Origin of the sequence: Streptomyces sp. NPDC006365, from assembly GCF_042870755.1 — a bacterium.
Taxonomy (GTDB): domain Bacteria; phylum Actinomycetota; class Actinomycetes; order Streptomycetales; family Streptomycetaceae; genus Streptomyces; species Streptomyces xiangluensis.
This window is the reverse complement of sequence record NZ_JBIAHS010000005.1, coordinates 491,643-506,343: the sequence shown is the minus strand read 5'-3', so window position 1 is coordinate 506,343 and position 14,701 is coordinate 491,643. Positions and strand designations below refer to the sequence as shown.

The following is a 14,701-nucleotide window of genomic DNA, read 5'->3' as shown; positions in this document are numbered from 1 at the left end:
TCGCGGTGCACGCGCGCGTGCGGCGTTTTCGGGGTGCACGCGCGCATGCGTCACGCGTGTCGTGACCCAGGACTACGGCCCGTACCCCAGTCGGCGGGGGTACGGGCCGTACGCGTGGCGGGCCGGGTAAGGAACGAGCGATTCAGCTGGTGACGGTCTGGCGGCGCTCGGCCGCGTACGCCATGGCGTGCTGGACGACGCCGATGAGGACCTCCTTGACGGACTCCCGGTCACGCGCGTCGCACAGCACGACGGGCACATCGGGGTCGAGGTCGAGGGCCTGGCGGACGTCTTCGGTGGGGTAACGGGCGGCGTCCTCGAAGCAGTTGACGCCCACCAGGAAGGGTATGGAGCGCCGCTCGAAGTAGTCGACCGCGGCGAAGCAGTCCTCCAGGCGGCGGGTGTCGGCGAGTACGACGGCCCCCAGGGCGCCGGTGGAGAGCTCGTCCCACAGGAACCAGAAACGGTCCTGTCCGGGCGTCCCGAAGAGGTACAGGACCAGGTCCTCGCGGAGTGTGATGCGGCCGAAGTCCATGGCGACCGTGGTGGTGTGCTTGCCCTCCACACCGCTGGTGTCGTCGACCGGCCGGCCGGCCTCGGTGAGCACTTCCTCGGTCCGCAGCGGCTTGATCTCGCTGACCGCGCCGACCATTGTCGTCTTGCCCACGCCGAAGCCGCCCGCCACGAGGATCTTGAGCGTGACGGGCTCGACGGGGGCCTTGCCGCGCTCAGAACGCCCGAAGATCATCGTTCTCTTCTCCTGCTTCAGTGGTGTCGTACGGGGATGGGGCGGGGGGTTGACCGTAACCGCCGCCCCCGGGGGTTTCGATGACCAGTACGTCGCCGGGGCCGACATCCGCCGCGTCGCTTCCGCCGAGTTCGGTGACCGTACCGTCCGCGCGTTCCACGCGGTTGGCACCCAGTGCTCCGGGCTCGCCGCCCGCCATGCCGTAGGGCGGGACCCTGCGGTGCTGGGAGAGCGTGGAGACGGTCATGGGCTCGTGGAACCGGATGCGGCGTACGGCGCCGTCTCCGCCGCGCCACCGTCCGGCCCCGCCGCTGTCGCATCGTACGGCGAACTCGTCGAGTTGGACGGGCAGTCGCCACTCGAGCACCTCGGGGTCCGTGAGCCGCGAGTTGGTCATGTGGGTCTGGACGACGGATGCGCCGGGGAAACCTTCGCCGGCGCCTGATCCGGAGGCCACGGTCTCGTAGTACTGGTGGCGTTCGTTGCCGAAAGTGACGTTGTTCATGGTGCCGGAACCCTCCGCCTGCACTCCGAGGGCTCCGTAGAGGGCACCCGTGATGGCCTGAGAGGTCTCGACGTTGCCGGCGACTACGGCGGCCGGGGGTTCGGGGGCGAGCATCGAGCCCGGGGGCACGATGATGTCCAGGGGCCGCAGACAGCCGTCGTTGAGCGGGATGTCGTCGGCGACCAGGGTGCGGAAGACGTACAGGACGGCGGCGTTGACCACCGAGAAGGGTGCGTTGAAGTTGGTGTCGAGCTGCGGCGACGTACCGGTGAAGTCGACGGTGGCGGAGCGAGTTTCGCGGTCCACGGAGATGCGCACGCGGATGACGGCACCGGCGTCGGTCTCGTAGGTGAACTCACCGTCTTCAAGGGCGTCGATGACACGGCGTACGGATTCCTCGGCGTTGTCCTGGACGTGCTTCATGTACGCCTGGACGACGTCGAGGCCGAAGTTCTCGATCATGCGGGCGACTTCGTCGACGCCCTTCTGGTTGGCGGCGATCTGGGCGCGCAGGTCGGCGAGGTTGGTCTTCGGGTTGCGCGAGGGGTAGGGCGCCTCGGTGAGGAGCCGTCGTGTCTCTGCCTCGCGGAGACGGCCGCCTTCCACGAGCAGCCAGTTGTCGAAGAGGACGCCCTCCTCCTCGATGACGCGGCTGTTCGCGGGCATCGAGCCGGGCGCGATGCCGCCGATCTCGGCATGGTGGCCGCGCGAGGCGACGTAGAAGAGAATCCGGTCACCCTCCGTGTCGAAGACCGGAGTGACCACCGTGACGTCGGGGAGGTGGGTGCCGCCGTGGTACGGGTCATTGACGGCGTAGGCGTCCCCGGGGCGCATCCCTGAGCCCCGGCGGCGGATGACCTCCTTGACGCTGGTGCCCATCGATCCCAAGTGCACAGGGATATGAGGGGCGTTGGCGACCAGGTTGCCTTCGGGGTCGAAGAGCGCGCAGGAGAAGTCCAGGCGCTCCTTGATGTTGACCGACTGGGCGGTGGACTCCAGGCGGGCGCCCATCTGTTCGGCGATCGACATGAAGAGGTTGTTGAAGACCTCGAGGAGAACCGGGTCGGCTTCCGTACCGAGATCGGAACTCTCCGTGACCGCCGCGCGTTCCATGATCAGATGCCCGTCGTCCGACATGGCCGCCTGCCAGCCGTCGTCGACGACGGTCGTCGCGCTGGCTTCGGTGATGATCGCGGGGCCGGTGACGGTTTCACCGGGGGGCAGTTCCTCGCGACGGTGCAGGGGTACGTCGCGCCGGGCGCCGCCCGTGTGGAGGCTGACGGTCTCGGGGGTGCCGGGGGCCGAGCTGGGGCTGGCGAGGGCGGAGAGATCGGGGGGGTCGGTGAGGCCGGTGGCTTCCACGGAGAGGGCTTCCACGACGACCGGACGGTCGAGGGTGAAGGAGTAGGTGGCGCGATGACGGTCTTCGAAGGTGCGGGTCATGGTGTCGGGCGCGGTGAGCTCGACGACGAGTGCCGTGTCCGTGCCGTCATAGCGCAGCTGGGCCCGGCGGGTGACCCGGATGCGGTCCTCGGGGACGTCCTCGGCGAGGAGTTCGGCGCGGGCAGCTCCCTCCAGGTCGTCCGCGGTCTTCAGGACACCGGGCATCGAGGACGCCTCAAGGGGCGCCTCGACGGATTGTTCGCGCATGGCTGTCGTGTCGGCGAGCCCGATGCCGAGCGCGGAGAGCACACCGGCCATGGGCGGCACGAGGACGGTGCGGATGCCGAGCGAGTCGGCGACCATGCAGGCGTGCTGCCCGCCGGCGCCACCGAAGGTGGTGAGCGCATAGCGGGTGACGTCGTGGCCCTTCTGGACCGAGATCCGCTTGACGGCGTTGGCGATGTTGGCGACCGCGATCTGGAGGTACCCCTCGGCGACCTGCTCGGGGGTGCGGTCGTCGCCGGTGGTTTCCCGGATCTCGTGCGCGAGGGCGGCGAACCGGTCGCGGACCAGCGCGTCGTCGAGCGGCTGGTCGCCGCCTGGGCCGAAGACCCTGGGGAAGTGGTCGGGTTGGATGCGGCCGAGGGCCACATTGGCGTCGGTGACGGTGAGCGGGCCGCCGTTCCGGTAGCAGGCGGGCCCCGGGTCCGCGCCCGCCGAGTCCGGCCCTACCCGGTAGCGGGAGCCGTCGAAGTGGAGCACGGAGCCGCCGCCCGCCGCGACGGTGTGGATGTCCAGCATGGGCGCGCGCAGCCGTACGCCGGCGATCTGGGTGGTGAAGACGCGTTCGTACTCGCCCGCGAAGTGCGAGACGTCCGTGGACGTGCCGCCCATGTCGAACCCGATGACACGGTCGAAGCCGGCGAGCTGCGACATCCGCGCCATGCCGACGATGCCGCCCGCCGGCCCGGACAGGATGGCGTCCTTGCCGCGGAACTGTCCGGCCTCGGCGAGCCCTCCGTTGGACTGCATGAACATCAGCCGCACGCCCCGCAGTTCATCGGCGACGTGCTGGACGTAGCGGCGCAGCACGGGCGAGAGGTAGGCGTCGACGACGGCCGTGTCCCCGCGCGGGACGAGCTTCATCAGCGGGCTGACCTCGCTGGACAGCGAGATCTGCGGAAAGCCGATACGCGCGGCCAGCCCGCCGATGGCCTGCTCGTGGAAGGGATGGAGGTGGCTGTGCATACAGACGACGGCCAGGGCGTGGATTCCGTCGTCGTACGCCTCCTGGAGCGGCCCGGCGAGGGCGTCCAGGTCGGGGGCGCGCAGGACGGTTCCGTCGGCGGCGATGCGCTCGTCGACCTCGACCACCCGTTCGTAGAGCAGCTCGGGCAGTTCGATCGCGCGGGCGAAGATCCGCGGGCGGTTCTGGTATGCGATGCGCAGCGCGTCCCGGAAACCGCGTGTGACGACGAGGAGGGTGCGCTCGCCCTTGCGCTCCAGAAGGGCGTTCGTGGCGACGGTGGTGCCCATGCGGACGGCGTCGATGGGGCCGTCGTCGCGGAGGAGTTCCCGTACGCCCGCGACGGCGGCGTCGGCGTATCGCGCCGGGTTGTCGGAGAGGAGCTTGTGCGTGAGCAGGCGGCCGTCGGGGCGACGCGCGACGATGTCGGTGAAGGTGCCGCCTCGGTCGACCCAGAACTGCCAGCCTGTCACGTCTGTTCCCCGCTTCCGCGCTGCTCAGAGCGCCCGGAGCCCATTGATCACGTCGCGCAGAATACTCTCGTCCGGCAGCTCGGCGGGGGGTACCGGACGCGTCACATGGACCATTTCGTCAGCCACGAGATCTCCTATGAGGACACGTACCACTCCAATGGGGAGGTCGAGTTCGGCGGCGAGTTCGGCGACCGACTGCGGCGCGTCGCGACAGAGGTCGACGATGTCCTCGTGCTCCGGGGACATCGTCTGGTCCGCCCCCGGGTCGTCGGCATGCGGTTCCGTCACGACCACCGCGATCAGGTCGAGGCGATGCTGGGCCGGGCTGGTCGTGCGGCCGCGTGTCATGGCATACGGACGGACCACCGGTCCGGCCTCGTCGTCGAACCAGTGGGACATCCCCTGACCGTCTCCGCTCATGCCATCCCACTACCCGCCTGCGGGCAGATCGGTGCGCGGAGCCTGTGCCAGATGTGCGCCGACCCTCTTGACCAGCAGCGTCATCTCGTACGCGACCTGCCCGACATCCGAGTCGGCGTCCGAGAGGACGGCGAGACAGCTGCCGTCACCTGCGGCCGTGACGAACAGGAACGCGTCGTCGAGCTCGACGATCGTCTGCCGGACACTGCCCGCCTCGAAGTGGCGGCCGACGCCCTTGGCGAGGCTGTGGAATCCGGAGGCGACGGCGGCGAGGTGCTCGCTGTCCTCCCTGGTCAGGCCCTCGGAGACCCCGGTGGGCAGACCGTCGCTGGAGAGCACGAGTGCCTTACGGATGCTGGCGACGCGGTCCACCAGGTCGTCGAGGAGCCAGTTGAGTTCGCCGGACACCTTGTTGGTCCTGATGTGGCCGGCGTCCTTCGGTGCGGTCATCGACCGTCCCCCTTTGTCGTTCCTTGTGCTGTGCCGCCCTGGGCCCCGTCGCCCGCGGCGTTCTCCTCACGGCCGCGCTGCCAGCCGCGCTGGAGCGAGGCCATGCGGTTGCGTACCTGGTCGGCGTCACGCTCGGTGGCCTCCGCGCCGTTCCCGTCGCGGGTCGCGTCGCGCTCGGCGCGCCGGTCGGGTCCGTCCTTCAGCTGCGGGGCCAGATTGGCCTGCCGTACGCGTCGGGGCAGCGGACCGGTGCCGCCGCCTGAGGGCGGGGCGCCGGTGCGGTTGCCGCCCGGCGCGGTGCCGCGACGCGACGCCCGCTTGGGGAGGGGCGCGGCGTCGCCGGGCTCACCGCCTCGGGCCGAGGCTTCGGTGCGTTCGAGTCCATGGGTTGACGCCTCACCGGCATCGAGGCGGCTGTCTCCCGGTTCAGAGCCGCGGCCGGCCGGCCGGATGCTGCCCGTGGGCTCGGTGTCGCGGTCCGGTGTCCGGCCGAGCCCGGCCCCGCCATCCGCAGGCTCGGTGCCCGCGTCGGGCTCGCCCTGGCGGGTTGACGGCGGATTCGCCGGTTCCCGACGTGACGGCAGCCGATCAGCTTTGGCGGCGCGCGTGCGCTTCGGCAGTTCCTCCAGTGCGCCCGGTCGTCCGGGCGCCCCCTCAGCCGATTCCGCCGCTTGCGTCGACTCCTCGGCGTCCGCGCGTTCCGACGGCTCAGCGCGCCGTGGCTTCGTCTGGGTGACGGGGCGGCCGTGGGAGCTGACGAGTTTCGGGGCCCTGCGGCGCGGGAGCGGCACGGGTTCGCCGGGGTGGTCGCCATCGCCCGGGCGAGCCGACTCGCCCGGGGCCTCGCGTGCCTGCTGGTGCTGTTCCACTGGAACACCGGCGATGGAGCGGCGCGGACGGAAGATGCCGCCACGCTCGCTGTCCTCGTCGTCGAGGCCGCCCGGGAAGTCGTCGAGGGCGTCCAGGTCGACGGGAGACTCCAGCTCGATGGGCCCGTCCAGAATGGAGGCCGGCAGGCCCGGAAGCTGGACCGGTACCTGGGAGAGCGCGGCCTTGCGGTTCTCGTCGCCCTCCTTCGGCGCGAGCGCCCGGTCGAGCCGGAAGCCCACGCCGTTGGTGTCGGGCACGTCCTCCGTGAGCAACGCGTCGGGGATGAACACCACGGCGGTGGTCCCGCCGTACGGGGACGGCTGCAAGGAGACGCGTACGTTCTGCCGCTGGGCGAGGCGGCTGACCACGAACAGCCCGAGTCGGTCGGTGTCCGACAGCTCGAACTCCGGGGTCTCGGCGAGCCGCAGGTTGGCGTCGAGGAGCGCTTCCGGGGCCATACCCAGACCGCGGTCGTGGATCTCCAGCGTGAAGCCGTTGGCGACTCGTTCGCCGTACACCTGGACTGCTGTGTGCGGGGGCGAGAACACCGTGGCGTTCTCCAGGAGTTCGGCCACGAGGTGGGTAAGGTCGGCGACCGCGGGACCGGTGACGGCCAGGCGTGGCAGTCGGCGTACCTCGATCCGTTCGTAGTCCTCGACCTCGGCGACGGCGGCGCGGACGACGTCCATCAGCTGGATGGGCTTGCGCCACTGCCGGGAGGGGGCCGCGCCGGAGAGAATCACCAGGCCCTCGGCGTGGCGGCGCATGCGGGTGGTCAGATGGTCGAGGCGGAAGAGATCGGCGAGTTCGTCGGTGTCCTCGGTCCTGCGCTCCATGCTGTCGAGCAGGGTGAGCTGCTTGTGCAGCAGGACCTGGCTGCGGCGGGCGAGGTTCACAAAGACCTCGGAAACGCCGTCGCGCAGTTCGGCCTGCTTGACGGCGGCCTCGACCGCGGCGCGCTGGAGGGTGTTGAGGGCCTGGCCGACCTCGCCGATCTCGTTCCTGTCGTACTCCAGACGCGGCACCTCGGTCTCCACGTCGACCTGTTCGCCCGCGGAGAGCCGACGCATCACGCTGGGCAGCCGCACGCCGGATGCCTCGTGGGCCTCCAGGCGCAGCCCGCGCAGGTCGCGGATGAGACCGCGGCCGATGCGTACGGACAGGAAGAGCGAGACCAGCAGGGCGATCAGGCCGAGGACGCCGGCGATGGCCGCCTTGACGATGACGTCGACGGCAATTGGGCGGACGCGGTCCTGGTAGCGGTCGCTCGCCTCGTCGTTGAGGGTGCCCAGCTCGTCGAGGACGTTGCCGGCCTCGGTGTCCCAGCTCTTCGCGGTGACGCCACGGGGCGTGCCGGACTCGGACGAGATGACAGCCTGTTCGGCCACCCGCAGCGGAGCGGTGGCGGCGTTCTTCCAGAAGCGCTCGTAGCGATCACGCTCCGCGGAGGGGAGCAGCGGCAGGTTGCTGGCGTACATCAGGTCGCGCTGGGCCACGAGGTCGGAGATGTCGCGGATTTCGTCGGAGGAGAGCCTGCCGACGACCAGCGCCGAGCCGAGCAGGGCGTCCTCTCGGGAGAGCAGTTCGCGCGCGAGGGCGATGTTGACGAGGGCGCGGGACTGCTTGTCCATCTCCACGTCGTCGACCACATGAAGGTTTGAGAGCACGACATAGCAGGGCTCGACGAGGTTGTTGTAGAGCTCCAGGGCCTGGGCCCGGGTGAGTGTGCCCTCTTCGACGCTGCGGCGCAGCGACTCGATGCCGTCCAAGGAGTCCAGCATGGCCGTCAGCCGCCCGCCGGTGCCCTCGCCCACCGCGTCGCGTACGTCGGAGTTCTTGGCGTTTCTGCGGATCTCGGTGATGGCGTCGTCGGTGGCGGCCCGGCTGCGACGGAGTGCGGCGAGCCCATCGGAGGCACGGGGGTCGGCGAGATAGACGAGGGTCTGACGGCGTTCCTGCTGCAGGACGCGGACGGTGTCCTCGGTCGGATAGGTGACCTTCTCCACGACGGACGAAGCGTCGAAGAGCTCACCTGCTTCACGCCCGGTGAGTACCGTGGCGAAGCCCCAGATCGCTGTCAGGGACACCAGCGGCACGACGAGCAGCGCCACGATCTTCCGGCGGATGGACTTCCCGCGAAAGCGCATGGCCTCCCCCAGCTCGACCCCCTCCGGATGGGGGTACACATGTGCGTCAACAAACGGCGTGAGCCTACTACCGACACACAGGGAACTCGAAGGCCCGTCCGGACGAGCCCCTTCCGTTTCGCCGACGCGACAGGAACAAGACATCCGCAGTTGTCCGTTCATTGGGGGAGATTGCCTCCCCGATTCCGGCACAGAACGCCGAACGCCAACCTCTCTGGAGACTTGGTCAGTTGGCCGAAATTTTCCGCTCGTTGGGAATCTTCGCGGTGCGTCGATCGTCTGTCTGTATGGGAGTTGGGGACGGAATCGGCTCAGGCGCCGCATGCCGCACCCGGGTGGCATAAAACGGCGCAAGCCGGGCAGCCGTGAGGTGTTGATGTCTCGTGACACCGAAGCGAAGGGCTGCTGGGCGGTGGGGAGTGACAAGTTGATGGGCACGGCAGAGCGGCGCGAGGCGCCCCCTCCGAGCGCGGGGGCAACGGCGGTGGCGGAGCGGGATGCCCGGGCACAGGCGCCGGATCGCGGCATTCCGGCACAGGAGGAGCAACAGGAGGAAGAGCGGGCGTACTACCGGCCGTTGTGGGTCGAGGAGCCCGCGCGCCGACCACGGCTGCCCGATCCGGTGCGTACGTCCGCGGTGCGGGCCGTCATCATCATCGCCATCACGCTGATCCAGGCGATGGTGGCCTTCCTGGGCACGCTGGCCGGTTCCTGGCTCGCGTTCCCCATGGTCCTGAGCAGTGTGGCGAGCACGGTGGTTGCCACGTGGGGCGCGCTGGACGTGTGGGTGACCCGGCAGGTGTGGATGCAGCGGAACGGCGTGGTGTCGACGCCGAGCAGCACGGCGCGTGCCTTGCGACGTGAGCGCCGCAAGGCACGGCGCCAGGAGCGGGCGTCCGAGCGCGCCAAGGAGCGGATACGCCGTCGGGGCGGCGCGGGGCAGTTGTCGCACTCCTGATGAGCTCCCGGTGAGCTGGTACGGAACTCAAGGCCGGCTCACCGGGAGGCGACTGCCGCCTCCACCGCGCTTGCCCCGCGCGCCAGTTCGCGCCTGGCCCGCCATGAAGGGGCGCGGGCGTTCCACGAGAGCACCGTCGTTGTGCGGCCGTCGCGCTCGTACCTCGCGAGGAAGCCGCCCTCGTCCGGCGCGCCGCCGATCGAGCCTCCTTCGATGCGGACGATGTCGGTGGCAAGCCGCCGCCCCCGCGAACTGGCGCGCACCGTACTGGTCGGACCAGAAGTAGGGCACGGAGCGCACGCTCTCGCCGATGCGCTCCCGGAGTTCGCCGACGGATGCGCCACCACGTACCACGTGGGCCACGACGCCGAGTTCGGCGACGGGGTCAGGGGTTCACCGTCGACGGCAGCGAGGGCTTCGCGAAGCCGCCCTCAGTCGCGGGGAACCAGGACCGCCGTTATTACGCGATCACGGACAACCCCACCGTTTTCATCGATCTCTTACGCCTGTGGGGCGACTGCGGGTCGTTCGTGCGTTGATCGCGCCCACGCGGCCGAGCCGCAACTCGATACCGACCAGCGCCCCTCAAGGGGCGCTGGTCGCTGGCCTCTTGTACATCCGCGTCGCCGTGATCTCGCTGTGTACCGACTCCCCCTCGCCGGCCGGAGGCTGCTGTGGCAGTCCCGGCCGGAGGTGTTCCTCGACGCTGATGTACTTCAGGCCCGCCCTGAGGTCGGCGTCGTTCCGCAGCCGGATCACCAGTGGGAACTCCGCCAGCGCGGTCGTATCGAACAGGCCGGTGGTGTAGAGGAGTTGGACGCCCAGCGCGTCCGAGACCGCCCTCTGCAGTTCCAGCAGGTACGTCGCGTTGGCGCGGCCGATGGGGTTGTCGAGGAACAGCGTGCCGGCGTGGCGGTGTTTGTCGCGGCCCCGGTCGTTCGAGCGGAGCGCGGCCATCGTGCAGTACAGGGCGATGGCCGCGGTGAGCAGCTGGCCCCCGGAGAACACATCGCCCATCTGCCCGACGGGGACACGCTCGGCGCGCAGTACGGCGTCCGGCTTGAGGATCTCGACGGCGACGCCCCTCGGCTGGAGTGCCGCGCCGACGCCGCGCAGGAGCAGCGTCATGCCGTCGCGGCGAAGGTCGGAGTTCTTCTTCACGGCCGCTCGCGTCGCCTCGTCGATGACCTCGCCGAGCCGCTCGGTGAGCGTGGCCTGGTCGGGCTCCTCGAAGCGGATGCGCAGGAACTCCTGCCCGGACCACTCGCCGAGCCCTTCGGGGAGACGGGACAGCCGCTGGGCGGACCGGAGTGTGGCCAGCGCCGACTCCACCAGCCCTCGCAGCCGGTCCACGATCGAGTCCCGGTTGCGCTCCAGCTGCGCCAGCTCGTCGGTGAGGACCCTGAGCCGAGGTGCGAAGGCGTCCGCCCACTTCTGGGCGTGCTCGGGCAGCGCGGCGGCGGGCAGCTCGCGGATCTGCTGCCGGGCAGGGGTGCGGACCTGCTCGTAACGTGTCGAGTTGGCATGCCGTACGAGGACATCGCTCGCGTCGCGTACGGCTGACTCGGCGGCGGAGAGGTCGGCGGCGCAGCCCCGCAGGGAGCGGCGGGTCGCGGCGGCGGACTGCCGGGCCTCTTCGAGGGTGCCCGGGTACGACTCGGGCTCCTCCTGCTCCTCGTCCGTCGTGTGTTCGCGCAGGAGGTCCCGCAGGAGGGCGGCCGTCTCATCGAAGCCGCCGGCCCCGTCCTCGGCGGCTCGGTGGGCGTCGAGCAGTTCGGCGTGGACCTCGCGCGCCTGGCTCAACGCCTCGGTACGGGAGGCGAGTTCGGCCGTGGCGGTACGCAGCAGGCTCTGCGCATGCTCGGCGTCTCGCGGGACAAGCTCCCCGGGCAGCTCGGTGTGGGCCTCGCCGTCCTCGGGGGCGTGCCGCTCGGCCTCGCCGCGCAGCCGTCCGAGCTGCTCGCTCGCGGTCGACATACGGGTCTCCAGCAGCTGGACGAGTTCCTCGGCCCGGGCGGCGGCGGCCTGCCGGGACGGCCCGTCGGAACCGTCCGGGGACTCCAGAAGCTGCGCCGCGCGTGTACGCACCTTGTTGCTGAGCCGGTCCAGCTCGGCGAGCGCGGCGCTCTCGTCGCTCTCGGCCCGCGCCTGCTCGGCGCGCAGATCGGCACCGACGCCGACCTTCTCGTAGAGCTGCGACGCGGCGCGGTAAGCCTCGCGGAGGGCGGGGAGGGACGGCTTGGGGTGGGCGCGTCCGGGGGCCTTGTCGCCTGACGAGTCTGCTGGTGCGTCTTGTGCCGTGTCTGCCTGGGGAACGCCCTCGCCTTTCGCCGCCGCGTCCTCCTGTACGTCGTCGGGGACGCCCGCGATCTCCGCGCGTTCGGCGCGCAGGGTGCGGGCCGTACGGCGGGCGTCGTCGGCGGCTCGTTGGGCGGCTCGCCGGTCCTCGTCGGCGGCTCGGGCTCGCTCCAGGCAGGACTGGGCGCGGGCCTCCGACTCGGCTGCCTCGTCGGCGAGTTCGCGCAGCCTGGCCTGCCAGCCGGCCCGCTCGCGCAGCCGGAAGGCGAGTCCGGCGAGCGCGTCGGCGGCGCGTCGGGCCCGCTGTGCGGCGTCCTGGCGCTCGTCCCGTACCCGGGCCGCGTCGGACGCGGCCTCGTCTGCCTCCGCCCGCACCGTGCGCGCCTCGGCCAGTTCGGCCTCGGCCTCCTCGGCGAACGCCCGCGCATCGCGGGCCGCCACGGCCAGTTCGGCGAGCCGGCCCGCCGGGCACCCGGCCCGCCAGGAGGCGAGGCGCGCCGCCAGCTCACGGTCCTTGGCCAGCCGGACCGCCAACTCCCGGATCTCCTCGTCCCGTTCGGTCGCACGCGTGCGCAACGCCTGCCGTTCCTCGTCGGCGGCGTGCTCGTCGTGCATGGCCGGGTTCGGCGGTACGAGGAATACGTCGCTACGGCCGCCGTCGCCCGCTTCGTTAGCCGGCGTCGGGGCGAGCAGCGCAGCGGCCGTACCGACGGCCACGGCGGACCGGGGCAGCAGCGCGGCATCGGCGAGGGCATCGCGTGCGCGCGCGTGGGTTTCCGGATCCGTGATGATGACGCCGTCCACCAGCTCGGGCCGGGCGGTCAGCACGCGTGCGTGGTCGACGGGGTCGACGGCCTGCGCGAGATAGCGCCAGCCGGGGAGCGCGGGGATACCACGCTCCCCCAGGTACTCCACGGTGGCCACGACGTCCGGCCCCGGTGGCAGCAGCCCGCCGTCACCGAGGGCTCCGAGAATCCGCGCGTCATCGGCCGCCGCGGTCCGCAACCCGAAGAGCTGCCGCTCGGCGGAGGCGACCCCGTCGTCGAGCAACTCCCGCAGTTCGTCGGCGTAACGGTCCAACTCCTCGGCGGTGAGGGGGCCTTCCGTCATCGGCCGCGCGGCGGTACTCCGGCCGTGGGCAGCACCGGCATCCCGGCTGACGCCGGGCACACTCGCGCCGTCGGCCGGGCCGTGCGCGGGCTCTCCGGAGCTGTCCGCCGCCGCTCGGGGCATCGGCACCCCGCCGCGGCCCGGGCCCGAGGCAGCCGCCCCCGGCAAGCTCAGCAGTTCGGCCAGCCGTTCCTCCTCCGCCAGGGCTTCGCCGGTGCGCCGCTCCGCGTCGTACGCACGCTCGGCGGCCGTCGCCGCGTCCGACGCGCGAGCCGCCGTGAGTTCGGCGCGGGACTCGGTGGCTGCGGCCTCTCGGGCGTGTTCCGAAGCGCGGCGGGACGCCTCGCGTGCGGTGTCCCAGGCGGCGACGGCGGACTTCTCGGCGTCGCTGGCCGCCAGGGCCGCGCGGGCGGGGTCGGCGTCGGGGGCCGTGTCGTCGAGCCATCCGGCGCGTACCGCCTCGGCGGTCTCCTGCTCGACCTCGCCGAGCCGCTGCCGCAGGTGACCGGCCTCGCTGCGGGCGCGCTGCGCCTCGGTGGCGGCGGCCGTGGAGTCGCGGTGGGCGGCCTCGCCGGTCTCCTGGAGCGCGGCGGAGCGCTCCTCCTCCTCGTTGGCGACCGTCTCGGCTCCTTCGGCCGCGGTGTGCAGCGCGCGGACGAGGTCGACGGCGGCCTTGGCGCGCGCGGCGAGCGCGGGCGCGGCATCCCGCTCGGCCTCACGGATCGCGGCGGCCACGCGCGCGGAGCGGTCCGCGGCCGCCCGGTGGCGCAGCACCGCCTCGGCGGCCTGCCAGGCGGAGTGCAGCGTGCGCGCGTCGCCAAGCTCGCGCTTCTGCGCCGTCGCTGCCTTCTCGGCGCCGGCGAGCGCCAAGGAGGCGTGCCGGTAGGCGAGTTCGGCCGCGATCAGGGCGCTCCTGGAGCGAGCACTCTCGGCTTCGGTGACCGTGTGCGCGGCGGCGGTGACCTGCTGGGCCAGATCGGCGGTCCGGGCCCGCTCCTGCACGGCGCGCGCGGTCAGCCGCCGGGCCAGCGTGCGCGTACGCCGCTCGGCGGCCGTGTGGATGTCCCGCGCGCGCGAACGGGTCTCGGCCGCTTCCACGATCCGCCCGAGCAGTTCCACGGACCCCGCCGTGAACTCCCGCTCGGCGATCAACTCGGCGCGACGCCCCAGCTTGCTGCCGAACCCGCCGACCAGGTCCGCGAGCCCGTCGGTGTCCCGGGTGTCGGTGACCGCGCGCAGCAGCAGGTCGGTGAAGTCGGAGTCCTTCTTGACCGCGAAGAGGCCGGCTGCCTCACCCTCGTCGGCGTTCATCTCCCGCTGGTAGCGGAAGAGTTCGGGATCCAGACCGAGATCCCCGAGGTGTTCGTTCCAGCGGTCGTGGATCTCCTCCCAGTGCACCTCCAGATGCGGGTACGCCTTCCCCGCCTCCGTGATCGCGTCCCGGAAACCCTTCATCGTGCGCCGCCGCCCCTGCGCCCCGGACACGCCCTCGACGTGCGGCCGTACGGCGGTGGCCTCGGCGACCGGCAGATTGTCGAGGCTCAGCCCCGGTCCGGGCCGGAACGAGTACCACGCCTCCGCGAACTTCCGTGGATCGTTGGACACTTGACGCCCGCGCCACTCGCTCACCTTGCCAACCACAACGCACTCACCGGTCAGCGTGTGCTGCCACTCCAGCGCCACATGCCCGCAGTCGTCGGCGAGCAGAAACTTCCGCAGCACCCCCGAACTGGCCCCGCCCAGCGTGTTCCGGTGCCCAGGCAGCATCACCGAGAAGATCAGCTTGAGCAGTACGGACTTGCCGCCGCCGTTCTCCAGGAAGAGCACACCCGCGGGCGCGGGACGGCGCGGCGGCCCGGTCGGCTCCTCCTCGAAGAACTCCGCCTGCGTGGGCGCGGGGTCGGGCACGGGCTCGCCGACACCCCGCAGGTCCAGCACGGTGTCGGCGTAGCGCGCACCGGCCGGCCCGATGGAGTAGAGGCGGACCCGGGACAGCTCGTACATGGCGGCGGACTCTCGTAATCGGACGTGGTCGGAAGGGAGTTGGGTTCAGTCGCGGTCGGGAGGGATCAGGTTCGGGGCGGTCGGAGTCG

The 14,701-nt window shown here is 71.5% G+C and carries 8 protein-coding genes and 1 pseudogene; 2 read left to right on the top strand and 7 right to left on the bottom strand.

Translation table 11 applies throughout. The features are described 5' to 3' along the window. Nucleotides 1-142 precede the first annotated feature (142 nt). From ACFYO0_RS18340 to ACFYO0_RS18320, 5 genes are read right to left on the bottom strand one after another with little or no spacing between them, the layout of a single operon-like run. Nucleotides 143-748, bottom strand: coding sequence for an ATP/GTP-binding protein (locus ACFYO0_RS18340; protein ID WP_388676525.1), 606 nt, complete (start codon nt 746-748; stop codon nt 143-145). Continuing rightward, nucleotides 729-4,355: a hydantoinase B/oxoprolinase family protein gene (locus tag ACFYO0_RS18335; RefSeq protein ID WP_388676523.1), complete on the bottom strand. Its 3,627-nt coding sequence runs from the start codon at nt 4,353-4,355 to the stop codon at nt 729-731. The genes ACFYO0_RS18340 and ACFYO0_RS18335 overlap by 20 nt, the downstream gene beginning before the upstream one ends. A 24-nt stretch (nt 4,356-4,379) precedes the next feature. Then, nucleotides 4,380-4,775, bottom strand: a complete 396-nt coding sequence (locus ACFYO0_RS18330; RefSeq protein WP_388676520.1) for a DUF742 domain-containing protein — start codon at nt 4,773-4,775, stop codon at nt 4,380-4,382. 9 nt (nt 4,776-4,784) lie between these two features. After that, on the bottom strand, nt 4,785-5,225 hold the full coding sequence (locus ACFYO0_RS18325) for a roadblock/LC7 domain-containing protein (protein WP_388676518.1): 441 nt from the start codon (nt 5,223-5,225) through the stop codon (nt 4,785-4,787). Beyond that, nucleotides 5,222-8,242, bottom strand: coding sequence for a nitrate- and nitrite sensing domain-containing protein (locus ACFYO0_RS18320; RefSeq protein WP_388676515.1), 3,021 nt, complete (start codon nt 8,240-8,242; stop codon nt 5,222-5,224). Before ACFYO0_RS18320 ends, ACFYO0_RS18325 begins: the two co-directional genes overlap by 4 nt. 376 nt (nt 8,243-8,618) lie before the next feature. Between ACFYO0_RS18320 and ACFYO0_RS18315 the strand changes: the two genes are divergently transcribed. Next, entirely contained in the window at nt 8,619-9,200 is a 582-nt protein-coding gene (locus ACFYO0_RS18315) for a hypothetical protein (RefSeq protein ID WP_388676512.1), read from the top strand. 38 nt (nt 9,201-9,238) lie between these two features. On the opposite strand, the gene ACFYO0_RS18310 is transcribed toward ACFYO0_RS18315, so the two are convergent. Beyond that, nucleotides 9,239-9,463, bottom strand: a complete 225-nt coding sequence (locus ACFYO0_RS18310) for a hypothetical protein (RefSeq protein ID WP_388676612.1) — start codon at nt 9,461-9,463, stop codon at nt 9,239-9,241. Between the two features lie 40 nt (nt 9,464-9,503). Here ACFYO0_RS18310 and ACFYO0_RS18305 point away from each other — a divergent pair. After that, nucleotides 9,504-9,703, top strand: a pseudogene (locus ACFYO0_RS18305) (aromatic ring-hydroxylating dioxygenase subunit alpha); the annotation flags it as partial. A gap of 82 nt (nt 9,704-9,785) precedes the next feature. On the opposite strand, the gene ACFYO0_RS18300 reads toward ACFYO0_RS18305, so the two are convergent. Further along, nucleotides 9,786-14,612, bottom strand: a complete 4,827-nt coding sequence (locus ACFYO0_RS18300) for a hypothetical protein (protein WP_388676509.1) — start codon at nt 14,610-14,612, stop codon at nt 9,786-9,788. Between the last annotated feature and the right edge of the window lie 89 nt (nt 14,613-14,701).